Annotated in this window: 23 protein-coding genes; 14 read left to right on the forward strand and 9 right to left on the reverse strand. The window is 58.6% G+C overall.

The window, feature by feature from the left end; all coding sequences use genetic code 11:
* Nucleotides 1-55: 55 nt before the first annotated feature.
* Both AC07U5_RS15905 and AC07U5_RS15910 read right to left on the reverse strand, forming a co-directional pair.
* Nucleotides 56-1,372, reverse strand: coding sequence for an MFS transporter (locus AC07U5_RS15905; RefSeq protein ID WP_082546522.1), 1,317 nt, complete (start codon nucleotides 1,370-1,372; stop codon nucleotides 56-58).
* A gap of 653 nt (nucleotides 1,373-2,025) precedes the next feature.
* Complete coding sequence (locus AC07U5_RS15910; protein WP_494723597.1) at nucleotides 2,026-2,355, reverse strand: DUF2322 family protein; 330 nt, start codon at nucleotides 2,353-2,355, stop codon at nucleotides 2,026-2,028.
* Nucleotides 2,356-2,656: 301 nt separating this feature from the next.
* Here AC07U5_RS15910 and AC07U5_RS15915 point away from each other — a divergent pair, with 301 nt between their 5' ends.
* Nucleotides 2,657-3,013 carry a hypothetical protein gene (locus AC07U5_RS15915; RefSeq protein ID WP_494724261.1) on the forward strand — a complete coding sequence of 119 codons (357 nt, stop codon included), beginning with the start codon at nucleotides 2,657-2,659 and terminating at the stop codon, nucleotides 3,011-3,013.
* 70 nt (nucleotides 3,014-3,083) lie between these two features.
* Here the strand turns inward: AC07U5_RS15915 and AC07U5_RS15920 are convergent, their stop codons facing one another.
* Nucleotides 3,084-5,579 (reverse strand): methyl-accepting chemotaxis protein, encoded by a 2,496-nt coding sequence (locus tag AC07U5_RS15920; RefSeq protein ID WP_494723598.1) that lies wholly within the window; start codon nucleotides 5,577-5,579, stop codon nucleotides 3,084-3,086.
* 394 nt (nucleotides 5,580-5,973) lie between these two features.
* Here AC07U5_RS15920 and AC07U5_RS15925 point away from each other — a divergent pair, with 394 nt between their 5' ends.
* From AC07U5_RS15925 to AC07U5_RS15955, 7 genes are all read left to right on the forward strand, one after another.
* Nucleotides 5,974-7,839: a glycoside hydrolase family 15 protein gene (locus AC07U5_RS15925; protein WP_494723599.1), complete on the forward strand. Its 1,866-nt coding sequence runs from the start codon at nucleotides 5,974-5,976 to the stop codon at nucleotides 7,837-7,839.
* 232 nt (nucleotides 7,840-8,071) lie between these two features.
* Entirely contained in the window at nucleotides 8,072-9,187 is a 1,116-nt protein-coding gene (locus AC07U5_RS15930; RefSeq protein ID WP_113180526.1) for an ABC transporter ATP-binding protein, read from the forward strand.
* Nucleotides 9,184-9,834: an ABC transporter permease gene (locus tag AC07U5_RS15935; RefSeq protein ID WP_313061427.1), complete on the forward strand. Its 651-nt coding sequence runs from the start codon at nucleotides 9,184-9,186 to the stop codon at nucleotides 9,832-9,834. Before AC07U5_RS15930 ends, AC07U5_RS15935 begins: the two co-directional genes overlap by 4 nt.
* Complete coding sequence (locus AC07U5_RS15940) at nucleotides 9,831-10,502, forward strand: ABC transporter permease (protein ID WP_494723600.1); 672 nt, start codon at nucleotides 9,831-9,833, stop codon at nucleotides 10,500-10,502. The genes AC07U5_RS15935 and AC07U5_RS15940 overlap by 4 nt, the downstream gene beginning before the upstream one ends.
* Nucleotides 10,503-10,565: 63 nt before the next feature.
* Nucleotides 10,566-11,480 carry an ABC transporter substrate-binding protein gene (locus AC07U5_RS15945; protein WP_062427649.1) on the forward strand — a complete coding sequence of 305 codons (915 nt, stop codon included), beginning with the start codon at nucleotides 10,566-10,568 and terminating at the stop codon, nucleotides 11,478-11,480.
* A 92-nt stretch (nucleotides 11,481-11,572) separates the two neighbouring features.
* Entirely contained in the window at nucleotides 11,573-12,313 is a 741-nt protein-coding gene (gene hutC, locus AC07U5_RS15950; RefSeq protein ID WP_062427648.1) for a histidine utilization transcriptional repressor HutC, read from the forward strand.
* Nucleotides 12,314-12,388: 75 nt separating this feature from the next.
* Nucleotides 12,389-13,885, forward strand: coding sequence for an HAL/PAL/TAL family ammonia-lyase (locus tag AC07U5_RS15955; RefSeq protein ID WP_494723601.1), 1,497 nt, complete (start codon nucleotides 12,389-12,391; stop codon nucleotides 13,883-13,885).
* A gap of 14 nt (nucleotides 13,886-13,899) precedes the next feature.
* Here AC07U5_RS15955 and AC07U5_RS15960 read toward each other — a convergent pair whose 3' ends face one another.
* Both AC07U5_RS15960 and AC07U5_RS15965 read right to left on the reverse strand, forming a co-directional pair.
* Nucleotides 13,900-14,667, reverse strand: coding sequence for a PhnD/SsuA/transferrin family substrate-binding protein (locus tag AC07U5_RS15960; RefSeq protein WP_494723602.1), 768 nt, complete (start codon nucleotides 14,665-14,667; stop codon nucleotides 13,900-13,902).
* Entirely contained in the window at nucleotides 14,664-15,707 is a 1,044-nt protein-coding gene (locus AC07U5_RS15965; RefSeq protein WP_494723603.1) for a fatty acid desaturase, read from the reverse strand. The genes AC07U5_RS15960 and AC07U5_RS15965 overlap by 4 nt, the downstream gene beginning before the upstream one ends.
* A gap of 129 nt (nucleotides 15,708-15,836) precedes the next feature.
* On the opposite strand from AC07U5_RS15965, the gene AC07U5_RS15970 reads away from it, so the two are divergent.
* On the forward strand, nucleotides 15,837-16,673 hold the full coding sequence (locus AC07U5_RS15970) for a helix-turn-helix domain-containing protein (protein ID WP_494723604.1): 837 nt from the start codon (nucleotides 15,837-15,839) through the stop codon (nucleotides 16,671-16,673).
* 48 nt (nucleotides 16,674-16,721) lie between these two features.
* On the opposite strand, the gene AC07U5_RS15975 is transcribed toward AC07U5_RS15970, so the two are convergent.
* Nucleotides 16,722-17,651, reverse strand: a complete 930-nt coding sequence (locus AC07U5_RS15975) for a LysR family transcriptional regulator (RefSeq protein WP_494723605.1) — start codon at nucleotides 17,649-17,651, stop codon at nucleotides 16,722-16,724.
* A 106-nt stretch (nucleotides 17,652-17,757) separates the two neighbouring features.
* Here AC07U5_RS15975 and AC07U5_RS15980 point away from each other — a divergent pair, with 106 nt between their 5' ends.
* Genes AC07U5_RS15980 through speB form a run of 5 tightly spaced genes read left to right on the forward strand, consistent with a single transcriptional unit; the run spans nucleotide 17,758 to nucleotide 21,680 of the window.
* Nucleotides 17,758-18,600, forward strand: a complete 843-nt coding sequence (locus AC07U5_RS15980; RefSeq protein WP_494723606.1) for a transporter substrate-binding domain-containing protein — start codon at nucleotides 17,758-17,760, stop codon at nucleotides 18,598-18,600.
* Between the two features lie 17 nt (nucleotides 18,601-18,617).
* Nucleotides 18,618-19,268, forward strand: a complete 651-nt coding sequence (locus AC07U5_RS15985; RefSeq protein ID WP_494723607.1) for an amino acid ABC transporter permease — start codon at nucleotides 18,618-18,620, stop codon at nucleotides 19,266-19,268.
* Entirely contained in the window at nucleotides 19,268-19,915 is a 648-nt protein-coding gene (locus AC07U5_RS15990) for an amino acid ABC transporter permease (protein WP_494723608.1), read from the forward strand. The genes AC07U5_RS15985 and AC07U5_RS15990 overlap by 1 nt, the downstream gene beginning before the upstream one ends.
* A 1-nt stretch (nucleotide 19,916) precedes the next feature.
* A complete protein-coding gene (locus AC07U5_RS15995) occupies nucleotides 19,917-20,696 on the forward strand; it encodes an amino acid ABC transporter ATP-binding protein (RefSeq protein ID WP_343107164.1) in 780 nt (259 codons plus the stop codon).
* An 18-nt stretch (nucleotides 20,697-20,714) separates the two neighbouring features.
* The gene (speB, locus tag AC07U5_RS16000) at nucleotides 20,715-21,680 is read left to right on the forward strand and encodes an agmatinase (RefSeq protein WP_494723609.1); all 966 of its coding nucleotides are present in this window, start codon (nucleotides 20,715-20,717) and stop codon (nucleotides 21,678-21,680) included.
* Between the two features lie 164 nt (nucleotides 21,681-21,844).
* On the opposite strand, the gene AC07U5_RS16005 is transcribed toward speB, so the two are convergent.
* The 3 genes from AC07U5_RS16005 to AC07U5_RS16015 form a co-directional block, all read right to left on the reverse strand.
* On the reverse strand, nucleotides 21,845-22,924 hold the full coding sequence (locus AC07U5_RS16005; protein WP_494723610.1) for a quaternary amine ABC transporter ATP-binding protein: 1,080 nt from the start codon (nucleotides 22,922-22,924) through the stop codon (nucleotides 21,845-21,847).
* The gene (locus AC07U5_RS16010; RefSeq protein WP_494723611.1) at nucleotides 22,917-23,804 is read right to left on the reverse strand and encodes an ABC transporter permease; all 888 of its coding nucleotides are present in this window, start codon (nucleotides 23,802-23,804) and stop codon (nucleotides 22,917-22,919) included. The genes AC07U5_RS16005 and AC07U5_RS16010 overlap by 8 nt, the downstream gene beginning before the upstream one ends.
* An 88-nt stretch (nucleotides 23,805-23,892) precedes the next feature.
* Nucleotides 23,893-24,894, reverse strand: coding sequence for an ABC transporter substrate-binding protein (locus tag AC07U5_RS16015; protein WP_494723612.1), 1,002 nt, complete (start codon nucleotides 24,892-24,894; stop codon nucleotides 23,893-23,895).
* Nucleotides 24,895-24,908: the final 14 nt, after the last annotated feature.

Below are 24,908 nucleotides of genomic sequence, written 5' to 3' on the forward strand. Positions count from 1 at the left end.
TCATGACGGCCCGAACGGGCCGTCATGGGGCTTATTGCTGTTCAGCCGAAACCCCTCAAGACCTCGGCGGCAGGATCGGAAGAGGTTCTGCGCGACCGACGATGAAGGCGTAGGAGAAGGCGCCGACCAGTGCCATGCCTGCTGCCATCATGAAGGATGGCGTGTAGCTTCCGCCGAACATGTCCAGCAGGAAGCCGAAGAGCAGCGGGCTGATGATGCCGGCGATGTTGGAAGCGAAGTTCTGGATGCCGCCGATCGAGGCGACGTGGCGGGAGCTTGGCGCGACGTCGGCGGGTAGAGACCAGATGCCTGTCGCGGCAATGGCGAGGCTGCTGTAGGAGATCGCCAGGAAGAACAGCGCCATATAGAGCGACTGCGTCAACGATGCCGGCAGGATGGCAGCGCCACCCAGCATGCCGCCGACCATGATGATCTTGCGGACCGTGGTGACATTGGCACCATTCCGGATAGCCCTATCGGCCAGAGCGCCGGCAATCCATGCGGTGACGACAGCAGAGAGACCCGGCAGCATTCCATACAGGCCAAGTTCCGCAAGGTTGAGGCCGCGGGCGGTCTTCAGGTAGCTTGGGAACCAGGTGAGGAAGAAGTAGATCACGAAATTGAGGCAGAAGAAGCCGATCATCATGCCCCAGATGGTGCGGTATCTGAAGAGATCGACCCATTTGATCTTAGCCGCTTCAGGATCGTCGTTTTCGACGGTTCGCCCACCATTCTCGATGATGTAGCGACGCTCCAGGTCGTTTGCCCGCTCATGCTCGGTGGGATCGCGGTAGGTCACGTACCAGAAGAAGGCCCAGATGATGCCGACGGCGCCGAGGATGATGAAGGAATAGTGCCAGGTCGCCACGGCAATGATGGCCGTGACGATGGGCAGCGCCAAGACGGTGCCGACGCGAGAGCCCGAGTCGATCACTGCCGTTGCAAAGGCGCGCTCGCTCTTAGGGAACCATCGGGAGGCGGCTTTGGTGGCAGATGGATAGGCGGGGGCTTCACCGGCACCGAGCGCGAAACGAACGGCGAAAAAGGTCCAGAAGCTGTAGGCGAGCGGCGTCAATGCCGTAAATACCGACCACCAGACGGCGGCAAGCGAAAAGGTCTTGCGCGCGCCAAGCTTGTCGGTGATCCAGCCGGCAAGCAGCATCATGCCGTCATAGGCCCAGAAAAACGCGCCGAGAATCAAGCCTTTCTCGGTGTTGGTGAGGTTCAGGCCAAGCTCGGAGTCGATGAAGGGAAGTGCGACGCTCATATTGGCACGATCGAGATAGTTGATCGAAATCCCGATAAAACACATGAACAGAATAAAATATCGAACTTTCGTGGCGCCGGCGGGCGCACTCTTTGGGTTTATCATGACATCGAACCTCCCTAGCATGATGAACTCACCGCAGGCCGCGGGATTGCTCTGCTTCTGAGGATCGAGCAGATGGCACCGATCTTTTCAGAACGATGGAAGGCCTTCGGCATGCCGGGCAACATCAACGGGCGAACAGATGTCCTCCAATGATGGCCAGCATCATTCATTTATCAATCAACCCTCCACCAGTAAATAGACGAAACGGGGCGAGCCGATGCGAACGATAGGTGACGCTGGGATGACAGGAGCAACGTCATTTCTCGTGAGGACGCTGGCTCGCTGTCGTCTGTTGGTCGGGGTCTCGGTCGGGCGATTGATAGGGCGTTCTGCGGATAAACGCTGCGCGACTTGCTCGCTCGGCCTTAAGGGTTCGCCTGACATAGACGAAGGCGGGAGATGCCGCTGGATGCGGTCACTCCATCGGTGTCCGTAGGTCTGGTGAGGCAAAAGGCGCCTACAGCATCGGCCCGAAAATCGAGCTCGATTTTCGGAACAGCGCGATGTGTAGGTTCAAAAAGGTGAAGCGCCCTTTGTGCGTCCAATAGGACGCACAAAGGGCGCTTTAGGGCTTCCTAAGCGCAGGCCGTGCTCCGTTCCGGTCAAGAGCGGTTGACTGGCCGGCGTTCTTGTTGCTGGGCCATGCGCAACAATCAGCGCGCCACGAGTTCGATCTTCAATGGAGCAGCACCGGCCACAATCTCCAGCAAGCGGTCGATGTTCGGATGGGCGCCGGGACGGTTCTTTGCGTCGGCCGTGTGCTCGGCGAAAATATCGAGCCCATGGGTCGCTGCTTGCCTGCTCAGCGTCCCGAAGCATTGCTCAAGATATTGATAGACGGCGAGCGAGCCTTGCTTGCCGGGCTGGTTTTCGATCGTGGCAACAATATTGCCGTCGGCATCACTGAGGTTGATCTTCGCCAGTCCATCGATCGAAGGCAGCAATTGCAGGTTATCCTTGAAGGAAGCGGTAGGCTCAATCATGATCAGGTTCTCCTAGAGCATCGGCCCGAAAATCGGACTCGATTTTCGGAGAACACGATGCGTCGATTCAAAAAGGTAAAGCGTCTTTTGTCCGTCCAATAGGACGCACGGCGCTTTAGCGTCTGTTTCGCCAGCGTTTAGCAGCTTCATCACGCTGCCGCCACCGGCATCGACTGAGCTTTTGAATTGACGCTTTCGCTGCCATCACGCAGGCAAAAATCCTGATTGCCTGTCGGCATAAAGGCGCTATCATCGCGGTGTTGTAAGATCATTGTCTTTGGGAGGAGCAATAATGAGACGCATGTGGCCAGAGGAATTTTCCGCTCTACTCGACCATGCCGAAGAGGTGAACCTCTCCATTCCACCGGCAGAGGGCGGCGGCGCCAAGGAGCCGACCACGAGAAAGGCCCTCAAAGCCCGCATCACCCAGGACGACTTTGAGAAGATCTGGCCCCTGGCGGAAGCGCGCTACCGGCTGGATGGCAAGTTTTCGGGCAAGGCGACTACGCTCATTGCCAACAATCCGCATTACCGGCAGTGGCACCCGTCTGATGGCGGTAGCGAAGAAGGCGTAGCAGACAGCGGCCACAAATACACGACGCGCTACGTCATCGTGCATTTCCTATTGGATGAAGTGCGCGAACCCGTCGAGGCGTGAAAACGGCCTGATCGGCTTTGCGAAGCGATCGGTCATCCGGCTGCCGAACAAAAGATCGCTTGCGGCAGCCTTAAGCTGCCGCAGCGTACATCCCGCCCCTGACCGAACGCGTGGTGGCAAACTGCCCCACCATCTGCGCCAGCCTTTCGGTCTCGTGAACCAGAGTTTGCGCTGCTGCAGTCGTCTCCTCAACCATCGCCGCGTTCTGCTGGGTCACCTTGTCCATTGCGTCGCCAGCAGCGGACACTTCGCGCAGGCTCACGGCCTGTTCGCGCGCCGCAGTTGCAATCCTGTCGATGATGGCGCTGATACCGCCCACCTGCTCGCAGATATCCTTCAGAGACATCCCCGTTTCATCGACGAGCTGAACGCCTGTCGTGACCTGGGCTGACGATGTGGAGATCAGAGCCTTGATCTCGCGTGCGGCACCGGCCGATCGTTGCGCCAGTTCGCGCACTTCCTGAGCGACGACAGCAAAACCCTTACCGGCCTCTCCGGCGCGGGCTGCCTCCACCCCGGCATTCAGCGCCAGGAGGTTGGTCTGGAATGCGATTTCGTCGATCACGCCGATGATGTTGCCGATCTTTGTGGAGGATTCCTGAATTTCGCTCATGGCACCGATGGCGCGCTCCACCACGACACCGCCACTCTCCGCATTGGTTTTGGCAAGCGACACCGTCTTCTGCGCATGGCTTGCACCATCGGCGGTGCCGTTGATGCCGCTCGCCACTTCACCGAGTGCCGCAACCGTTTCTTCAAGAGATGCGGCCTGCTGCTCCGTGCGGCGGGCGAGATCGTTGGAGGCGCTTGAGATTTCAAACAGTCCCGACTGAATGGTGCCGACGCTCTGGATCACCGCATCGATGGCCTCTTCAAGCGTAGAAACTGCGCTATTGAAGTGGTCTCTGATCCGATCGTAGCGTGGATCGACTGCGCCGATACGTGCTGTCAGGTCGCCCTTGGCAAGCGCATCAAGACCCGTCGAAATCTGGCGGAAGGCATGTTCCATTGCCTGCGCTTCCGTCATGCGTTCAGCCTCGCGCTCGAGGCGCATATGTTCGGCCTGCTGTCTTTCCCGATCGGCCTCCGCCTCGGCATGGATGCGGGCGCGGTCATTTTGCTGGAACACCTGCAGCGCACCGATCATCTCACCGATTTCGTTATCGGTCTTCGCAAGCTTCAGTTGGGTGTCGGCCTCGCCCCGTGCGAGCCGCGCCATCGCTTGCGCCACCTGCATCATCGGGCGAGCCACAGAGCGCACCATGAAGAGCGCGATCGCCATCGCCAGGACAAGGCTGAACAGGCCGGCACCCCACATCCAGGATGTGCCCTGGCTGCCCTGACGTTCCGAAGTCGAGGCGATTTCGCCGGCGATCTTCACGATGCCGTCGGTAACGCTTTGCAATGTGGAAACAACGAGCGACGCCTGCTGGTCGGATGTCGCCAGATTGGTCTTCATCGCGTCGAAGGATTGACCGAGCTGAGCGAGATTGGCGGTCATGTCAGTCCCGCTGGTTTTCGACAGCATGGTGCCCAGCGCTTGCGCCTTCTTCAGCCCGGCCGCAATCACCTCGGCGGAGTCTGTCGATGGCTGGACGCGGTATCGTTCGACCTGGGCAAGCGTGTCCTTCAACACATTGCTGAAATTGCGCGCCGTACCGGAAATGATGCGCGCCTTGGAGCGCGCCTTGTCCTTCTCGCTTTTGGAGGCAAGTTCGGTCTCGGCGGATTTGCGCAGCGCTTCGTCAAGCGCCTGGGTGATGGTGGAAATCTTGGAGAAGAGGGCGAAATCCTGCGTTGAAACCAGTGCCGCGCCATTGTCCTTGGCAATCGCTTCTTGGATATCCGCAAATGTCGCGGCCAGATTGCTAACGATCGGCTGGATGTCCGGCGTGCCGCCGAGCTTCACGACTTCGGCAAGGCCTGCCTCGGCACGCGCCATCGGTTCGGCAAGCTGCGCGGTAGAGACCTGAGCGCCTTGGCCTGCGGCACGAACCAGCGCAAGCTCGATCGCGTTGATGCCTTCATTGAAGGTGCTGGCGTTCTGAATGAGAATGCGGATGCTGTTGAGCGTCACCAGCGCGTTGTTGGAATTGGTCTCTGCCTGGCTGGCAATATCCTGAGAGGTTTTCTCGGTCTGTTCGGCAAGCGTCACCATGCTGCCAGCCGCATCGCGCAAAGCAGAGCCTGCCTTCTGAACAGTATCCTGCGAGGCCGCAAGGGCTTTTACCGCGTCGGATGTCTTGGCGATCCCGCTGGAGAGTTCGGATTTCTCGCTTGTGGAAAGAGCAAGCGCGTTGAGCTTGGATTGGGCCGTATCGAGAGCGCCGACAGCCTCGTCGATCCATTTGGGATCCTTGCTGACGAGATATTGGATGATCGCGCCTTCGGCCTTGTTGGCGCCGATCAGCACCTTCGACGTATCCACCGTCTGGGTTACGGCGCCAGTAAGGCTCCCCATGCCCCGGATGCCAACGACCGCCACAAGCACGACGGATATGAGCAGCAACGCCATCCCACCCGTCGTTCTGAAACCGATGGACTTCACCTTTTGGGATAATGCCATGCCCGTACCCTCTTCCCCACAGCGGCTTAGCCGGCTGACCACCGGCAGACGCTAGAGGAAATGGATAAAAAACATCTTAAGTATCGAACGAGTGTCGGCCAGGCCGATACGGAGTTGTCTTCGTATCAGCAGGAAAGCATCACATTTAACGGTCGTCGCTGTTGATGAACGATGCGCTTGGGCGACGAGGTCTGGTCTTCATGTCTCGGCACCTTCTACTCTCGTCACGGGATACAGTCCTTTCGCCAAGAGATTGGCGGGCTTGGAACACAAGGCGAAAGATGACGTTGTGAAGAAAATGTCATGGATGAAGAAGCACTGCTCGACCTTTTCGACACGTTGAAATGAGACGCTTCTTTCGGCCGGCATGCGATCACACATGATGGATTATCGAATGGACATCCGCACGCACTCTGACGTCGAAAGCCATAATTTCTCAAGATATGAGAACGCGGGCAGCAACATCCCGCGGCCGATCTCAGATCACGGTATCGTCGGCGATCTCGCGACACTGGCGCTTATTGCCAAGGACGGTGCGATCGATTTCATGTGTTGGCCAAATTTCGATAGCCCAACCATCTTTGCCGGCCTGCTCGATCCGGAACGCGGTGGTCTGTTTGAAATTCTGCCGGATATTCCCGACGTCAGGATCGTGCAGCACTATCGGCCAGATACCAATGTGCTGGTCACTCGCTGGATGGGCGAGAATGCCAGCGCCGAACTCACGGACTTCATGGCCGTCAGGGAAGACAGTGCCTCTACCTCAACAAAATTGGTGCGGCGACTGAGAGTGACACGCGGGACGGTGGCCCTCACGCTACGCTGTGCGCCCCGTTTCGACTATGCAAGGCAGAAAGAAACCGCCGAGGTTGACGGTCACACTGCCCTTTGGCGGCCGAAGCACTGCGACGGGATCAGGCTCACTTCCAGTCTCACGCTCCAAGCGCTCGATGGCGACGTGATCTGCAAGGCGAACCTAACTGCCGGAGAAACAGCCGATTTCGTTCTGACCGGCGCCGACGAAGAGGCAATGGACTTGGCAGACGTCGCGGGGTTCGAGGACGCGACGATCCAATATTGGCAGGACTGGGCCGCACAATCGTCCTATCGTGGTCGGTGGCGCGAAATCGTGACCCGGTCTGCCCTGACGCTGAAACTGATGACGTCACGCCGCCACGGATCGATCATTGCGGCTGGAACCTTTGGCCTGCCAGAAGCACCTGGCGGAGTCCGAAACTGGGACTACCGCGCGACCTGGATCCGCGACGCATCCTTCACGGTCTATGCACTGATGCGGCTTGGCTACCAGCAGGAAGCGCAAGACTTCACATCCTGGATCGGGAAACGCGCGATGCGATGCGGTGCGAACGGAAAGCTCGACATCATGTATGCCGTCGACGGAAGCACGGTCGCCGATGAGGTATCTCTCGATCACTTAAGTGGATATGGCGGAGCGCGTCCCGTGCGGATCGGAAACGGCGCGGCAAAACAGGTGCAACTCGATATCTATGGCGAGTTGATGGATGCCGTCTATCTCAGCAACAAATACGGCCATGCCATTTCCCATGATGGCTGGAACGGTGTGCGCGACATCATCAACTATGTTTGCGAACACTGGGAAGAGCCTGATGCCGGCATTTGGGAAATGCGGCGCGGCCCGCAGCATTTCCTGCATTCGCGCCTCATGTGCTGGGTCGCAGTCGACCGCGCCATTCGCCTGGCGAGCAAGCGATCGCTCGCGGCACCCTTCAGCCGATGGATCGACGTTAGAAACAATATCTACGAAGACATCTGGGCAAATTTCTGGAACGAGGAGAAAGGACACTTCGTCCAGACCAAGGGTGGAGACACCCTCGACGCCTCACTCCTGCTGATGCCGCTTGTGAGGTTCGTCAGCGCCACCGACCCGCGCTGGTTGGCAACTCTGGACGCGATCGGTGACACGCTCGCCGATGACGGCCTGGTTCATCGCTATAAGAGCGAAGACGGCTTGAGTGGTGAGGAAGGGTCGTTTTCGGCCTGCTCGTTCTGGTACGCCGAATGCCTGGCAAGGGCTGGCGACTTGAAGAAGGCGCGTGCGACCTTCGAAGCACTGTTGAACTACGCCAACCATCTGGGCCTTTACGCCGAAGAGTTCGACCACCGTGGTGAGTTGCTCGGAAACTTCCCGCAGGCCTTTACCCATCTGGCCCTGATCAGTGCCGCCTTTTACCTGGACAGAGAGCTTGACGGCAAAAGTCCGCAGCAATGGCGACCCTGATATCATTCACGACGGGAACCGTCATACCAGCTCTCTTGCTTTATTCCCGCCTTCCATGTGCGGTCGGCAGGGTCGCGGAAGCGCTATAGCCTCAGCATAAGATTTAAGCACAAAAAAAGACGCATTTTCCTTAAGAACCCCCGCTTGCGCACCGCATAACTTCATGCTTGTATAGACAACCAAGGAGACCGGATCGCTGGCGACATCCGGGACCAGAAAAGGGAACGCGCCTATGATAACATTCGATCATGTCAGCAAGCACTATCGGGGGCCGACCACGGCTGTCGACAATCTTTCGCTGACGGCTCCCAGTGGCAAGCTCACCATCTTCGTTGGCCCATCGGGTTGCGGCAAGACGACGTCGCTTCGCATGGTCAACCGGCTGATCACGCCCTCCTCGGGCAGAATTCTTCTCGATGGCGAACCGACGGACGCCATGGATGTGGCGCTGCTGCGCCGCAAGATCGGTTACGTCATTCAAAATGCCGGCCTCTTTCCCCACCGCACCGTCGTGCAAAACATCGCAACGACCGCGCGGCTGAACGGAACGCCCAAGGAGCAGGCGCTTCGGACCGCGCATGATCTCCTGGAGCGCGTCGGCCTCTCTTCCGCTTTCGCCAATCGCTATCCCTGGCAGCTTTCCGGTGGCCAGCAGCAGCGCGTCGGCGTCGCGCGCGCACTCGCTTCAGATCCGAAATTCATGCTGATGGACGAGCCTTTTAGCGCCGTCGATCCGGTGGTCCGTGGTCAATTGCAGGACGAGTTCCTCCGCCTCCAGCGGGAAATCGGCAAGACCATCATTATGGTCACGCATGATATCGACGAGGCTCTGAAGCTTGGCGATCAGGTCGCGGTTCTGCGCACTGGCGGAACGCTGGCGCAGATCGCCACTCCCCAGGAATTGCTGGCACGACCCGCGGACGAATTCGTCGCCGATTTCATCGGACGCGACAGGGGTTATCGTATCCTGGGTTTTGCCGACTTCAACGATGATGGCGTGCAACTTGGCCAGGAACCGACAGCCACACTCGGCGCCACGCCGGAATCCCTTCGCCAGATTGCGACCGACAGATGGGTGCTCGTCGCCGACGCCGAGAACCGCCCGTTGGGCTGGGCCGATGTGGAAAGCATCAAGGCTCCGTTGAGAGAGGGCGACCTCAATCTCAGCGGCACGCTTGCGGTGGAAGGCAGCAGCCTGCGCAACGTTCTTGACGCCGCCCTCAGCTCACCCTCTGGCCGAGGCGTGATCGTCGGTCCGTCAGGTACATTGGCAGGCACCGTCACTTTGTCTCATGTTGTGACCGCGATCGAGGCGGCACGCACCGGTCGCGCGAGGGCGCAAGCATGAGGTTCGATTGGCTGTACCGCGAGTCCGGCCGTATCGCCGAACTCTTCCTCTGGCACCTCTGGCTTTCGGTCATCCCCGTCGTCATTGGTCTCCTCCTCGCGCTGCCGCTTGGCTGGCTTGCGCACCGGGCCGGCTTCCTCCGCTCCACGATGCTTGGTGCGGCTGGTTTGCTTTACACCATCCCGTCGCTTGCCCTCTTCGTTCTGCTACCGCTCGCTCTCGGCACGCGCATTCTCGATCCGCTCAACGTGGTCGTCGCGCTAACGATCTATGCGCTGGCGCTTCTCATCCGCACTGTCACCGACGGCCTCGATTCCGTACAGCCCGATGTCATTCAGGCTGCCAATGCCATGGGATACCGCACATTGCCGCGGCTTCTTTTCGTTGAGCTGCCGCTTGCCGTACCGGTGATTGCCGCGGGCCTGCGCGTCGCGGTAGTATCCAATGTCAGTATCGTTTCCGTGGCGGCACTCGTCGGCACGCCGCAGCTCGGTCTTCTGTTTACACAAGGGCTTCAACTGCGCTTCCTGACGCCGATCATCGCCGGTATCGTTCTCTGCGTGCTGTTGGCAGCGCTGCTCGACGGGATTGTGCTCTTTGCCACGAAACGCCTGACACCATGGCAGCCCGGAGGTGCAGAACGATGATCGCGTGGTTTTCCGATCCGGCGTACTGGACAGGTACCGATGGCGTCTTCGCGCTCGTCATCCAGCACCTGATCTATAGCGGCGTTGCCCTGTTCTTCTCCTGCCTGATCGGCTTGCCGATCGGTCTTTATGTTGGCCACACCGGCCGCGGCGTGGTTGTCATCGCAGGCCTTGCCAATGCACTGCGTGCACTGCCGAGCCTGGGTTTGATCGTGTTGCTCGTCATTATCTTCGGTCCGGTCTTTGCCTCCGACATGGCGTTCATTGTGCCCAGCATCATCGTTCTCGTGCTGCTGGCCGTGCCGCCCATCATGAGCGCGACCTATGCCGGCGTTGCGGCGGTGGATCCGGCAGCGGTGGATGCGGCGCGCGGCATGGGCAAGCGGCCGCTCGATATTCTGTTTGATGTCGAACTTCCTTGCGCCCTGCCGCTGATCTTCTCCGGGCTTCGGAGCGCGACATTGCAGATCATCTCAACGGCAACCATTGCGGCTTACGTATCGCTTGGCGGTCTTGGGCGCCTCATCATCGATGGCCGTGCGCAGAACGACTACTACCAGATGGCGGCGGGCGCCGTTCTGGTCGGTGCGCTCGCCCTTATGGTCGACTTAGTGATCGGCATCATATCGAGGCTCACGGTCTCACCAGGACTAACCCGCCGGGCATAGGGTGGGCATCAACCAAAACTGCATTTTCATTCTGAAGACGTTGACACAAAAGGAGTAGCTTGCATGGCATTCAATATCTTAAAGGCCGCCGGCGCATTCGCGCTGATCGCGCTTTCCGCCACTACGACGCTTGCGCAGACCGATCCTCTCGGGAATGCTCCGGCTCAGCGTTCGGATACGTCCACCATCATCGTCGGCTCGGCAGACTTCCCTGAAAGCCAGCTTCTGGCCACGATTTATGCCAAGGCCCTGGCCGCCAAGGGCATCAAGACGGAAACCAAGCTCAGCATCGGTAGCCGCGAAGTCTATATGCCAGCACTTCTCGATGGCTCGATCGACCTCCTGCCGGAATATGCCGGCGCGACCTTGAGCTATCTCGACAAGAACGCCACCGCCCATTCGCCGGCGGACGTCGCTGCAGCACTGACAAAGGCGCTGCCAGAGGGTGTCGTCATGCTGACGCCATCCGCGGCTCAGGATTCCGATGGTGTGGCGGTCACCCGTGCCACTGCCGAGAAATACAAGCTGAAGACCATTGCTGATCTCAAGCCCGTGGCGTCCGAACTGGTGCTTGGTGGCCCGCCGGAGTGGAAGACCCGCAAGGAAGGCATCATTGGCCTGAAGGAACTCTACGGTCTTGAATTCAAGTCGTTCAAGTCTCTCGACGTCGGTGGCCCTCTGACCCTATCGGCACTGCTGAACGACCAGGTTCAGGCGGCAAATCTCTTCTCGACGGACCCGGCGATCGCTGCCAACGACCTGATCATTCTGGAAGACATCAAGAACCTGTTCCCAGCCCAGAACATCGTGCCGATCATGGCGAAGGCCAAGGTCAACGACACGGTGACCAAGACGCTGGATGCGGTTTCGGCCGCTCTGACGACCAAGGACCTGATCGTCATGAACGGTCGCCTTGCCAACCATGACAGCTTCGACGTGGTTGCCGAAGAATGGCTGACGACGCACAAGTTGAACTGACGGCTGTTTGCGGGTATGGCACGCACCATACCCGCACACGCGCCCCGGACGCGTCCGGTGCCGAACCTTCGTCGTTCGCCTTTTGGAGCCCCATGCAAACGGTAGAGAAACAGATCGAAAAAGCGCAGCACGAGCAGGCCTCCGACAAGCCGCTTTACGTCACGCTCAAGGATTATGTTCGAAGCCGCGTCGAAACCGGCGAGTGGGCTGTCGGCCATCGCGTGCCGTCCGAAAACGAACTCGTCGAGCTGCTTGGCGTCAGCCGCATGACGGCCAACCGCGCGTTGCGCGAACTGGCCGACGAAGGCTTCGTCGTTCGCGTACAGGGTAAGGGGTCTTTCGTCGCCAGCAAGAAGCGGACGTCGCAATTTCAGAGCGTTCCCAATATTGCCGACGAAATCACCCGCAATGGCGGTGTCCATACGGCCAATGTCATCGTCCTGCGCATGGAAAGCTGCGATGCCGAACTGGCAGAGGCCCTGTCGATCGAGATCGGCAGCCCGGTGTCCCATTCGATCATGGTCCATGCGGAAGATTCCGTGCCGATGCAGATCGAAGATCGTTTCGTCAACCACGCCATCGTTCCGCACTATATCGATCAGGATTTCGGCAAGGCCACGCCGAACGGCTATCTGACCGCGATCGCACCGATCGTGAGGGCCGAGCAGCATATCGAAGCGGTGACGGCGCAGCCGTGGGAGTGCAAGCTGCTTGCCATCTCCAAGACGGAGCCCTGCCTTCTGGTGCGCCGCCGCACTTGGTCTGACGCCGGCGTGATCTCTTCCGTCCGCTTGCTCTATCCCGGTAGTCGGTATCGCCTCTACAGCACCTGATCCAGGGCCTGGGAAAGCCGAAACCGCGTTTCAGACGAACCCTCTCTTTGCATTGAATATCATCAGGAAAACCGAATGACCGTGTTGCTCGATAACAGGCTGACTTGGCAGGACGTGGCAAAGATCGGACAGGGAGAACCACTTGCACTCTCCGACGCCGCAAGTCAGCGGATAGAAAACGCGGCGCGGATCGTCGAGAGCATCGTCGAGCGGGGCATCCGTGCCTACGGCGTCAATACCGGCGTCGGCGCTCTTTCGGATACCGTTGTTGATCGCACAGCACAGGGCAAGCTCTCGCGCAGCATTATCCTGAGCCATGCCTGCGGCGTCGGTCCGCTTCTTCCCCCTCGTGAGGTGCGCGCCATCATCGCCGCGCAGATCGCCAACTTTGCCCATGGGTATTCCGGCGTCAGCCTGGAGATCGTTCGCCATCTTACCACCTTTCTCGAACGCGACTGCATTCCGGATGTCCCTTCCCGCGGATCGGCGGGCTACCTGACGCACAATGCGCATACGGCGCTGGTGCTCATTGGAGAAGGCTCCGCCCATATCGGTGGACGTGCCTTGAGCGGGCGTGAGGCCTTGGCGGAGCTCGGACTTGAGCCACTCGTTCTCGGCGCCAAGGAGGGATTGAGCCTCGTCAACGGCACCGCTTGCGCCACCGGCCTCTCCAGCATCGCGCTGGACCGGGCCGCGCAATTGCTCGACTGGGCCGATGCCATTGCCGCCATGACGCTTGAGGCGGCTGGCTGCCAGATGCCGGCTTTCAGCGAGGTCGTCCTGTCGTTACGAGTCTCCGATGGTATTGCCAAGGTGGGCAAGGTGCTGCGGGCACGTCTTTCTGGCAGCGGACTGATCGAAGCTGCCAAGGGCCGGCGCACACAGGATGCACTCAGCCTGCGCTCTATCCCCCATGCCCACGGTGCGGCGCGCGATCTGTTCGAAAACTGCGCCGCCATCGTTGACCGTGAACTCGCATCAGTCACCGACAACCCCGCTGTCGCCGGCACGCCGGAGGAGCCGCTTGTCTGGTCGGAAGCCCATGCGGTGGCGCCAGCACTCGGTCAGGCCGCCGACGCGCTTGCCATTGCCATTGCGCAAATTGCGGCCATGAGCGAACGGCGGATCGACCGCCTGGTCAACCCGCTGGTGAGCGGCCTTCCGCCCTTCCTCGCCTCCGACCCAGGCAGCCATTCCGGCTTCATGATCGCCCAATACACGGCAGCAGCGCTTGCAAACGAAAACCGCAGGCTTGCAGCGCCCGCCTCCACCGATGGCGGCCTCACCTCGGCGCTGCAGGAGGATTTCCTTGCTCATCCGACCGCTGCAGCCAACAAGCTTCTCGCCGTCATCGACAATGCCGAATACATTCTGGCGATCGAGTGGCTGGCGGCTACGCAGGCCCATGATTTTCTGGAAACCGCGGCGCGCCGAGCACCGGGTACGGACGCGCTTTACAGCCTGCTCCGGTCGCACGTCAGCCATTATTCAGACGATCGGCCGATCTCATCCGACATGGAGAAGACCAGAGCGCTCCTGGCGAAGACACTGCCTCCCCATCAAACTATCTGAGGTGCGCGAAGCGCCTACATGAGGAAGTCGAGATGGATGTTTCTGGCGCGGATAAAGGGCAGGCCCTTGCGCCGCCCTGTCCAGCCGACGACATGCAGATCCCTCGCCGCAGGCTCATAGCGCTCAGCCAGCATCCAGGATCGGCAGTCGATTGCCGCGAAGTCGGCTTCTCCCCGTGCGACAGCCGTCACCGACGCCCGATGCGCTCCGGTTTCCACCAATTCGGAAAACAGCTTGAAGCTTTCGCCTATCGCTTCCAGATCGCGCTTCAAGGCCAGATGACCGGACATCGAACGGTGCTCGTTAAAGGCAAGTTTTCTTTCTCGAAGTAACGAGATCGGCAAGATCGGTTGGCCTGTCTCAGGCGCCATCACGCTGGCGCCCTCCCCTCTCCGACCAACAATGGCGCTCGAATAGAATATTCCCGAGCCTCCCGCGACATCATCATACGGGCTTTGTCCGATGACCTGGACATGATCCTGCAAGCCAAGTTCCATCGGCCCCCAACAGGTGCCAGAGACGAGAAGAGCCGGATGGCGCCACAGGACATCGAGATCGAGAGCATCCGGATCGAGCGTTGCCGGGTCCGGCGCGATGATCGATCCATCCTCGCCACGGATGCCGCCCGGAACCGGTGGCATGTCCGCGTTGCGTCGAACGAGTTGCTCAGGCGCATCGATGCCATTTGCGATGAAGCGGGCGCGCATTATCTCCCAGCTGCGATCCACATCGGATCGCAGTTCCGGCCAGTCATACATTGGCAGAGCGGCAATCCACTTCATGCCGGAAGATCCGGAATTGCGGTACCACCCGCGGCTTGATAGCTCGCGACCTCGCCCTGATCCTTTACCACGATGTCGTTCGCGACGACCGGTTCCTCCCGTCGCCAGGCAGGATGCACCACCGGCTCCTTCGCCTTGAAAGCGAATGCGCGGAAAACCTCGAAATAGTTGGCGAAGACATATCCCTCGTTCATCCTTTGCCATTCTGCACGCCCCGCGCGATAGAGCGACGGCAACCTGTACCATGCCACGGTAGGCAGCTTGTGGTGCACGAAGTGCAGGTTGTTGTAGAGAAAGAGCGGTGCCAGAACCGAGCTTTCGACGATGATCGTGCGCCCGTCCGGCTGCTCCGCCCACTGATGCTCGCAATAGGAGCGGATGGCGATAATGGAAACGCCGAGATAGGCGGAAACGCCGACGTAGAGCCAGAGGGGAATGCCAAACAGGCTCGAGACCACCAGCAAGGTCGGAATGAGCCCGGCAAGGTGGAGGGTCCATGCCATGATGACCTTGCGATCGCCCTTGAAAATCTTGTGCCATTCGGAAGCGGTGAACCCAACCACCATCAGCGGCGGGCCGATCAGCACACGTCCAATCAGCGTGTTGTTCCAGGCAAGCAGACGCTTCAGTAACGCCGGCATCGTCTCCCAGTCGCTCATGGCGCGGTAGTAGCTCTCGGGATCATCGAAGGGATCGGTGAGGCGCTCATCCGCGTGGTGCTGAAGATGCGTCCGCTTGTAGCTGCGGTAGGGGTAAAACACTCCGAGCGGAGCGAAGACCAGCGCCTCGTTCACCTTGGCACTCCTTGTGGGATGTCCGTGCAGAACTTCATGTTGAAGCGACGAGTGAAGCGCGACCGCAACGCCCATCAGCACGAGCGCGTCGATGGGATAGGCCGGATAAAGACTGTAGCCGGCCATCCCCCACAGGCCGTAGCATGCAAGAAGTAGAGCAACTGTCGGCCACTCCACTCTAGGTGCCCTTGTTCGACGTTGATGGATTCCTTGGTGTTGCCTATCGAATGACGTATCGCTCATCATATTCCCTGATTTGCCCCGGAACAGAGTTTCACTGAGCCGCGATGCGCACAATGAGAGTTTGGTGACCGACTGTTGATTTTGATAACAGAAATCATACAATGTTGATAATAGTAAACATTGGGGTTGATTATGGACAAGCGTGCCTTGGCGGAGCTCTTTCGCCTCCGCTTGCTGGAACTGGTCACGCGGTCCGGCGATAGCCATTCGGCTTTTGCGGCCGGAATCGGCGTTGACCGCTCGGCGCTATCACAGCTTTTGTCGGGTGATTCGGCGCGTCTACCGCGCGTGGAAACTCTTCTCAACATTGCCGAACGCCACGCCGTATCGCTCGATTGGCTGCTCGGCATCTCGCACGATCCAGGCTTGACGGGAGAACTACGCCCGAGCTTCGAGATCGAGGAAGGCGGTGAGGACTATACCGACACGCTGCTGATGAAATGGCATGCCGAGGCCACAGGTTCGAAGATCCGTTACGTTCCCGCGCGCATCCCGGACCTGCTACGCACACCGCAAATCATCGCCTTCGAAGCCGAAAGCGCGCATCAAAGTGTGAAAGCACAAGCCAGCGAGTCCGCTTTTCGCCTCGACTACAACCGCCAGCCGGGCACGGATATGGAAGTCTGCATGCCGTGCGAAACGCTGGAAGCTTTCGCCCAGGGGCGCGGCATGTGGAGCGGTTTGAAGAAGGAGATCAGGGCAACACAGCTGCAATACATGTCCGAACTCATCAACGAGCTCTACCCGTCGTTTCGGCTATTCCTGTTCAACGAGAAAGAGCGCTTTTCTGTACCCTACACGATCTTCGGCTCGCAGCGCGCAGCGATCTTCGTGGGCGGCATGTATCTCGTTCTCAACAACGCCGAATCCATCCGCAAGATGCAGCGCCACTTCGATGAACTGATCCGGTTTACCCGCATTCATGCTCATGAAAGCGCGAATTTTGTTAAAAGTCTGGAGGTTGCGTGAGCGACAGTACCAGCAGAGCCAATTTTGGTCTGGACTGGAGCCACTCGATCATTCTGCAGTGCGCGGCTTTTTCCGATGCAGGGTTTCCGACGCCAGTCCCGCCAGTTCGCGAATGAAGAAGTCCAAGATTGTCGATGGCCTCTCGCTCAGACGAGTGGCGATGATGAAGGGAGAATTGATCCGGCCTTCTTTCGCCAGAAGGGCACGCAAGATGCCTTTCTGTACCCAGTCGGCCGCGTAGTGATCCGGCAAATAGCCGAGATATCGGCCTGACATCACAAACATCGCCTGGGCCTCCATGTTCGAGGCCGAGGCCTTGGCGCGCGCTCCAGGAAAATACTGCAACTCGCGCATATTGGCATAGGGCCTGACGACGAATTCGAAGCCTTCCACACGTTGCACGGAAATGTCCGCCTCATCTGCAGTGAAAAGTGGATGTCCCTTGGCGCAATAGAGGGAATGCATCTCATCGCGCAGGCGCGACAGTTTGAGGCCCTGGTAAGGTTCCGTTTCCGGAAGGATCGCAATATCGAGACCGCCATTGGCGATTTCGGCGAGCAATGCGTCCGGCGAATCAATGACCAGTTCAAGGCGTGCTTCCGGCGCCTTGTCGCTGATGCGGGCAATGATGCGATGAATGGGCAAGTCCGCATCGGTAATGGTGTTGTCCACCAACCCCAGCCTGAGCGTCCCGGTGATCCTGTTTTTCAACGTGCCTATTTCGCTTTCGAAGGCGTTGAGTGCCAGAAACAACGCTTTCGATTTCGCATGAACGATCGCACCGCGATCTGTCAATTCAAAGCCCGCACGCCCGCGGCGGCAAAGCTTGTAGCCAAGCCTGTCTTCTAAGGCCTTGATGTGGAAGCTGACAGCGGACTGGCTGAGGCCAAGCATGATCTGCGCGCCGAGAAAGCTCTTATGCTCCACCACTGCACGAAACACGGTGAGAGCCCGGAGGTCGGACTGGGCAAATTGCATGAGACGACCTTACATCATCTTTTCTAATGTGAACTCCACATCTTTCCTATTTTTTTGCGCTGATGTCCATGGTTCGTTGGCAGAATAAACAACCGGGGAACGAACCATGATGCCATCGTCCATTTCCAGAGCTTTGCTTTTCGGCGCAGCGCTCGTCACGATCCTGTCGTCGACCGCCGCGAACGCTGCAGATCTTCTCGACAAAATCAAAGCGGACAAAGTCTTTACCGTTGCCACAGAAGCCCGCTTTGCGCCTTTCGAGTTCGTCGAAGACGGCAAGATCGTCGGCTACTCGGCCGACATCATGGTTGAAGTCATGAAGGCTCTGCCGGGCGTCGAGCTCAAGCGATTGGACCTGCCCTGGCAGGGCATTCTGCCGGGCCTCGCGGCTGGCCGCTTCGATTATGTCGCCACCTCCGTCACCGTCACGCCGGAACGCATGACGGCCTACCATCTCTCGGCTCCGATCGCCGATGCAACCATGGCACTACTGAAGCGCAAGGGCGATGCAACCATCACCAAGCCGGAAGATATCGCCGGCAAGGCGGTCGGTTCTCAGGCCGGCTCCGCGCAGCTTGCCGCGCTTGCGACCTTTGCCGCAACGCTGAAAGACAAAGGCGGTCCGGTGACCGTCTCCACCTATACGGACTTTTCCGAAGCCTATGCCGATCTCGGCGCCGGCCGTATCCAGGCTGTCGTCAATTCCCTTCCCAATCTTCTAGAAGCCGCCCGCCAGCGGCCCGACGTCTTCGAAGTCGTTCTGCCGACCTTCGGGCCGAAGACCTATTTCTCCTGGGCAGGCCGCAATGATGCCGACAGCGCATCGCTGAATGCGCTGATGGACGCCGAACTGGTCAAGCTCAACACATCCGGCAAGCTTGCGGAGCTCCAGAAGAAGTGGTTCGGCGCCCCGATGGAACTTCCAGAGACTCTCCCTGCCGCTGAATAAGATAGGAAGGGTCGGCCATGGACAGGACAGCCGCACATATCTGGCCCGCGCTTCTCGATGGCCTCACCAACACAATGACGATCAGTCTGACGGCGCTTCTCTTCGGCGCGCCGTTGGCTCTTCTGTTGGCCGCCTGCGCGCGTGGCACACGGTGGACGCGCGTCCCGGCAGCGCTTTATCTTTCCTTCTGGCGCGGAACACCGATCCTCGTACAGCTTTTGATCACCTTCTACATTCTTCCATTCCTCGGGCTTGAGCTTGAGCCGATCGTTGCCGCCACCTTGGCCTTGGCGCTCAATACGGCGGCGTTCCAATCGGAAATCTATCGGGCGGGGCTTCAGGCTGTGCCGAAAGGCGAAATCGAGGCGGCAAGAATGCTGGGTCTCTCTCCCTCTGCGATCTTTATCAACATCGAGGTCCCTCAGGCTGTACGGGCTATGTTGCCAGCGCTGGTGGGAGAAATGCAGGCTCTGATCAAGAACTCCTCGCTCGTCTCGGTCATCGCCGTGACGGATTTGACCCGCCGCGCCCAACAGGTCGCGTCCTCGACGTTTCGCCCCCTGGAAGCCTATGCCTCAGCCCTGCTTCTCTATGTTGCAGTCGGCATCCTTATCGCCGCTCTGGGACTCATGCTTGAGAGACGCCTGTCACGCAGAGGGCAAAATTGATGACCGGCTTTATCACTGACCTGCCGCTCTATCTTGCCGGGCTACTCACAACGATCACAGTCTCGGCAAGCGGCGTCACTATTGCTGCCCTGCTTGGCATAGTGCTCGCCACTGGTTTGCGCAGCAGCTTTCGTCCGCTTGCAATCTTGACCAGAGCCTATGTCGAGTTTGCCAGGGGCGCGCCTCTCGCCCTCTTGCTTTTCCTTCTCTACTACGGCGGACCGCAGATCGGGCTGTTGCTCAGTCCCTATGTGGCCGGCACCTTCGGACTTGGCATCTATGGTGCAGGTCCCTTCGCAGAGATTTTTCGTGCAGGCCTTAACACCGTTCCCAAGGGAGAGCGCGAAGCCGCAGAGATGCTGGGCCTCACACGCGAGCAGCGCTTCCTGCACGTGGAGCTTCCGCAAGCCCTTCGGCTAACGCTGCCGCCCTGCGTGGGTCAAGCGATCGCGCTTTTGAAAGAGTCGGCTGTTCTCTCTGTGATCACGGTTGGAGAGTTGACGAAGGTAGCCGGAACGATCAGCTCGATCAGCTTCAGCGTCGTGACGCCCTACCTCACTATCGCCCTGCTCTACTGGGCCCTTGTTGAAATTCTGTCGAAGTCGGGACGCGCTCTGGAGCGCCACTTCGCCCAGAGAGGTTCCTGAGATGACGAGACCGGCAGCCATTTCCGTTCGCGGACTTGAGAAGCGATTTGGCGACAAGACCGTATTGCAGGGCATCGATCTTGATATTCAAGATGGCGATGTCACCTGCATCATCGGGCCTTCCGGGTCAGGCAAGAGCACCCTGCTGCGCTCGCTTGCGTTTCTCGACGCCTATGATGCTGGCGAGGTTCACATCTTTGGCAAGATGCTGGGATGGCGCGAGACACCGCTTGGACGCGAAAAAGCGGGCTACAGGGAATTGACCGATACCCGTCGCCCGATCGGAATGGTCTTCCAGCATTTCCACCTGTGGCCGCATTTGAAAGTGCTGGACAATGTGACGCTCGCATTGCGGTTGGTCCATGGCTTCTCCCGCACGAGGGCAGAAGAGATCGGGCGCGAAATGCTCAGTAAGGTCGGACTGCTGTCCTTTGCCGACCGCTGGCCTGAAAGCCTCTCCGGCGGGCAGAAGCAACGTGTTGCGATCGCCAGAGCTTTGGCCGTGAAGCCGAAGGTGATGCTGTTCGACGAACCGACCTCGGCGCTGGACCCCGAACTGGTCGGCGAAGTCCTCTCCGTGATGAAATCGCTCGCTTCGGAAGGAATGACGATGGTGATCGTGACCCACGAAATGGGTTTTGCCGCACATGTCGCCAATCGCGTTGTTTTCATGGATGCCGGCAGGATTGTCGAAGAAGGCGCACCGAATGTGCTTTTCGCAACTCCAAAAAGCGACCGTCTCTCTCAATTTCTGGAAACCTGGCGCGAACGCGCGATTTGATGCCTGAAAGGAATAAGCATGACAGCCCACGGCTACGACAATGGACGGTTAAACCTACCCTTCGTTGGCATTTCCACCTTCGCGAAAAGTCCCTATGTGGAGAACTGGGACAAGATCGACGCCGATGTCGCTGTCCTCGGCGCACCCTTCGATTTTGGAACCCAGTGGCGCGCCGGCGCACGCTTCGGACCACGCAGCATCCGCGAAGCCTCGACGCTTTTCGCCTTCGGTCACGCTGGCGCTTACGATCATGAGGATGACGTCACTTATTTGGAAGGCGTTCGCATCGTGGATCTTGGCGACGCGGATATCGTCCACACGGACACAATGAAAAGCCATGCCAACATAGAGTTCGGCGTTCGCAAGATTCTTGCGGCGGGAGCGCTGCCTGTCGTGCTCGGCGGCGATCATTCGATCAATATTCCATGCATCAATGCTTTCAGCGAGCAGGAACCGATCCATGTCGTGCAGTTCGACGCCCATCTCGATTTCGTTGATGAGCGCCACGGCGTTCGCTTTGGCCATGGCAGCCCGCTGCGCCGCGCCTCGGAGAAGGCTTGGGTCACCGGCATGACACAACTTGGCATTCGCAATGTCTCCTCAACGGCTAAAGAGGGTTACGATTACGCCCGCGCTCAAGGCTCCGATATTCTCTCGGTCCGCCAGATCCGCAAGCTTGGCATCGATGCCGTTTTAGCCCGTATTCCGACTGGAAAGAGATATTACCTAACAATCGATATCGACGGCTTCGATCCCTCAATCGCACCAGGAACGGGTACACCGAGCCATGGCGGCTTCATCTATTATGAAGTGCTGGAACTGATTGCGGGCCTTGCCAAACAAGGAACGATCGTCGGCGTCGACCTGGTGGAAGTTGCACCCGATTACGATCACACCGGTTCGACCGCGATCCTGGCCGCCCAACTGCTACTCAACACAATCGGGCGCGTGTTTGCCAAAACCGAGAGTAGAGATGAGGCGTAGCAGTTCAAAAGGGTGGTTGCGCAATGCCGACGCCGCACCGCTCGTGTGAATCTCTCGACATCATCAACTAAAGCGTGTCGCGATCTTTCAGATTCGCTCGCCACGCTTTAGCTCTTTGTCTTATCTCATGTCGTTATGGCAACCGCTGCGCACTTCAGTTGCGTTTAGGCGACTTTCTTGACGTCGGCGGTGGCCGGGACTGTCTGCGAGTTGACCATAGCATCAACCGCCTGCCGGAGCGTCAGCACAGCTATCGTACGACCCTCTTCATCGACAACCGCGGTTTCGCTCTCTCCTGCCGATGTCATCGCTCTTGCTGCCTCCTCGAGCGTTGCGCCGACCGGTACAGAGATCCTCAACTCGCGGCGTGGGTCTGTCGTCGCCGTCGCCACTGTTTCTGCTTTGATAATGCGCGCGCGGTTCACTTCCCGAACGAAGCTCGCAATATACTCGTCGGCTGGCTTCATCACGATATCCTGCCCGGTGCCCTGCTGCACAACTTCGCCGTCTCGTAAAATAGCAATCCGGTCACTCAGCCTGAGCGCCTCGTCCAAGTCATGTGTGATGAAGACGATCGTCTTCTTTATTTCTTTCTGGAGGTCGAGAAGAACCGTTTGCATGTCGACACGGATGAGAGGATCAAGGGCAGAAAATGCTTCGTCCATCAGCAGGATTGGCGCGTCGTTGGCGAGTGCGCGGGCGAGCCCCACGCGTTGTTGCATGCCGCCCGATAGTTGATTTGGGTATCTATTCTCAAAGCCCTTGAGCCCGACAAGCTCGATCCAGCGCATGGCACAGTCCACCTGCCTGTTGCGGGGTGCCCCCTGTATCTCGAGCCCATAAAGTGTATTCTCAAGAACGTTTCGGTGCGGGAGAAGAGCGAATTTCTGAAACACCATTGCCGTCTTGTGCCGACGGAATTCGCGCAGCTGTGCCGCGTCCATCTTCACCACGTCCTCGTCACCGATCAAGACTTCACCGGCTGTTGGATCAATAAGGCGATTGATGTGGCGAATGAGCGTGGATTTTCCCGATCCGGAGAGCCCCATGATCACCTGGATCCCGCCGGCGGGCATGGAGATATTGATGTGACGGAGCCCGAGCACATGGCCATGTTGCGCAATCAATTCAGCTTTGCCAATACCTTGCTCCACGAGCTTGACGCACGCCGCGCCATTGGGGCCGAAGATTTTGTAGAGCTTTTTGATTTCGATGCCGTAGCCGCCAACTTTTCGGTTACCCATGAGCAGCCTCCCGGTGCTTTTGAAGGCGAGAACCGAAAGCCTGGCTGACGCGATCGAAGATGATGGCGATCCCGACAATGGCGAGCCCATTGAAGACGCCGAGCGTGAAGTACTGGTTTGATATGGCCTTCAATACAGGCTGGCCGAGACCTTGCACGCCAATCATCGAGGCGATGACCACCATGGCGAGCGCCATCATAATCGTTTGGTTGATGCCGGCCATGATGGTGGGCAGAGCAAGAGGCATCTGCACATTCTTGAGCTTTTGCCAATTGGAGGAACCAAAAGCATCCGCAGCTTCCAATACATCGCGGTCAACCAGGCGAATGCCGAGATTGGTGAGGCGTATCATCGGCGGTATGGCGTAGATGACGACGGCAATGAGGCCAGGTACTTTGCCGATCCCGAGCAACATGACGACAGGAATGAGATAAACGAAGCTCGGCATGGTTTGCATGACGTCGAGCATAGGGTTGATGATCTTCTCTATCCTATCAGAACGGGACATTGCGATGCCGATGGGAATCCCGATGACAATCGACATGACGGTGCAGACGAAAATCATGGACACTGTCTTCATCGTGTCATCCCACATATCGATATAACCGATAAGCAAAAGGGTCACGACAGCGCCGACAACGATCTTCCAGTTGCGGCTGGCGAACCAGGCGAGTGCGGCGATCAAAAGAAGAATGATGGGCCAAGGCGTCTTCGTCATGAAGCGCTCAGACCAGATCAAAAAGTGCTGCAACGGTTGGAAGAGCGTCTCAAGCCCGGCGCCGTACTCTCGCGTAAAACCGCGAAAGCTTTCGTCGATGACCTTTTTGAGTTCGCGTAAAGACGTTTCATCCATGTGTGGAAAGCTGAATAGCCAATCCAAAGCCAATCCTCCTCGATAATGGTCGATGCGCCCCATGACGCGCGGCTCGTTGTCGGCGCGATCCGCGCCAACCACGTCTTGGACGAGATCAGAGCGCCGCCTTGATCTTTTCGGCAGCCTCTGGCGAAACCCACTGCTTCCACATGTTTTCATTCTCTGCGAGGAAATGCTTGGCGCCGTCTTCGCCGCTTGCCTGGTTGTCGGTCATCCACGCCATCAGCTTGTTGACGGTTTCGTTGCTCCAGCCGCGTTTGTTGAGATAACCCATGACATCTGCCCCGGCACGTTCGGAGAAGGACTTGGTCACCAGGGTCTGCACAGTATCTTTGGGCCACTCATTTTTCTTCGGGTCTGGGCAATCCGCCACGGTGTTGCAACGCTTCCACTCGGCGGCGTTGAATGGCACGCCATAGTCGAGCTTCACCATCTCATATTTTCCAAGAAGAGCGGTGGGTGCCCAATAATAGCCGACCCAGCCCTCTTTGCGCTCATAGGCCTTGGCAATCGAACCATCGAGACCAGCGGCGGACCCCGTGTCGACAAGACTGAAATTGGCCTCCTTGCCACCGTAAGCCTTGTAAAGCTGCGCCGTTACGACGGTTCCGCCCCAGCCTTGGGGCCCATTGTGGATAGCGCCCTTGGATTTGTCTTCAGGATCCGGGAAAAGTTCCGGGTGCTTCAGAAGGTCATCGATTGTTTTGATATCGGGATGGGCATCGGCGATGTATTTCGGCATCCACCAGCCCTGTACCGCGCCATCCGTCAGAACTGTCGATGCGACAACGAGTTTCCCGCTTGAAATGCCGCCATTGACGACATCCGGCAGAAGATCGACCCAGCCTTCGGGCGCGATGTCCGGCTCAGCCTTTTCGGTCATGGATGTGATCGTTGGAACCGTGTCACCCTGGATAATGTCGGCGTTGCACCCATAGCCCTCATTGAGGATAAACTTGTCGAGGCTGGCGAGAACTTCGGCGCTCTGCCAGTTCATGCTTGCGATTGTCACATCGCCGCAATCGGCCGAATGAGCCGAACTTGCGAAGCACAGCATCGATGCTGCAAGGCATGTCGAAGCAAACAGTTCTTTCATGGTGGTTCCTCCCT

This window comes from Agrobacterium sp. GW821-FHT02D03, assembly GCF_059421725.1.

What these genes read in the sequence shown, in the direction of transcription:
- hutC (WP_062427648.1), top strand. Translation starts at nt 11,573, where the DNA reads ATGCAAACGGTAGAGAAACAGATCGAAAAAGCGCAGCACGAGCAGGCC.
- AC07U5_RS15955 (WP_494723601.1), top strand. Translation starts at nt 12,389, where the DNA reads ATGACCGTGTTGCTCGATAACAGGCTGACTTGGCAGGACGTGGCAAAG.
- AC07U5_RS15945 (WP_062427649.1), top strand. Translation starts at nt 10,566, where the DNA reads ATGGCATTCAATATCTTAAAGGCCGCCGGCGCATTCGCGCTGATCGCG.
- AC07U5_RS15905 (WP_082546522.1), bottom strand. Translation starts at nt 1,372, where the DNA reads ATGATAAACCCAAAGAGTGCGCCCGCCGGCGCCACGAAAGTTCGATAT.
- AC07U5_RS15940 (WP_494723600.1), top strand. Translation starts at nt 9,831, where the DNA reads ATGATCGCGTGGTTTTCCGATCCGGCGTACTGGACAGGTACCGATGGC.
- AC07U5_RS15925 (WP_494723599.1), top strand. Translation starts at nt 5,974, where the DNA reads ATGGACATCCGCACGCACTCTGACGTCGAAAGCCATAATTTCTCAAGA.
- AC07U5_RS15965 (WP_494723603.1), bottom strand. Translation starts at nt 15,707, where the DNA reads ATGATGAGCGATACGTCATTCGATAGGCAACACCAAGGAATCCATCAA.
- AC07U5_RS15980 (WP_494723606.1), top strand. Translation starts at nt 17,758, where the DNA reads ATGATGCCATCGTCCATTTCCAGAGCTTTGCTTTTCGGCGCAGCGCTC.
- AC07U5_RS15915 (WP_494724261.1), top strand. Translation starts at nt 2,657, where the DNA reads ATGTGGCCAGAGGAATTTTCCGCTCTACTCGACCATGCCGAAGAGGTG.
- speB (WP_494723609.1), top strand. Translation starts at nt 20,715, where the DNA reads ATGACAGCCCACGGCTACGACAATGGACGGTTAAACCTACCCTTCGTT.
- AC07U5_RS15930 (WP_113180526.1), top strand. Translation starts at nt 8,072, where the DNA reads ATGATAACATTCGATCATGTCAGCAAGCACTATCGGGGGCCGACCACG.
- AC07U5_RS15935 (WP_313061427.1), top strand. Translation starts at nt 9,184, where the DNA reads ATGAGGTTCGATTGGCTGTACCGCGAGTCCGGCCGTATCGCCGAACTC.
- AC07U5_RS15910 (WP_494723597.1), bottom strand. Translation starts at nt 2,355, where the DNA reads ATGATTGAGCCTACCGCTTCCTTCAAGGATAACCTGCAATTGCTGCCT.
- AC07U5_RS15985 (WP_494723607.1), top strand. Translation starts at nt 18,618, where the DNA reads ATGGACAGGACAGCCGCACATATCTGGCCCGCGCTTCTCGATGGCCTC.
- AC07U5_RS15975 (WP_494723605.1), bottom strand. Translation starts at nt 17,651, where the DNA reads ATGCAATTTGCCCAGTCCGACCTCCGGGCTCTCACCGTGTTTCGTGCA.
- AC07U5_RS15960 (WP_494723602.1), bottom strand. Translation starts at nt 14,667, where the DNA reads ATGAAGTGGATTGCCGCTCTGCCAATGTATGACTGGCCGGAACTGCGA.
- AC07U5_RS16015 (WP_494723612.1), bottom strand. Translation starts at nt 24,894, where the DNA reads ATGAAAGAACTGTTTGCTTCGACATGCCTTGCAGCATCGATGCTGTGC.
- AC07U5_RS15990 (WP_494723608.1), top strand. Translation starts at nt 19,268, where the DNA reads ATGACCGGCTTTATCACTGACCTGCCGCTCTATCTTGCCGGGCTACTC.
- AC07U5_RS15970 (WP_494723604.1), top strand. Translation starts at nt 15,837, where the DNA reads ATGGACAAGCGTGCCTTGGCGGAGCTCTTTCGCCTCCGCTTGCTGGAA.
- AC07U5_RS15920 (WP_494723598.1), bottom strand. Translation starts at nt 5,579, where the DNA reads ATGGCATTATCCCAAAAGGTGAAGTCCATCGGTTTCAGAACGACGGGT.
- AC07U5_RS15995 (WP_343107164.1), top strand. Translation starts at nt 19,917, where the DNA reads ATGACGAGACCGGCAGCCATTTCCGTTCGCGGACTTGAGAAGCGATTT.
- AC07U5_RS16005 (WP_494723610.1), bottom strand. Translation starts at nt 22,924, where the DNA reads ATGGGTAACCGAAAAGTTGGCGGCTACGGCATCGAAATCAAAAAGCTC.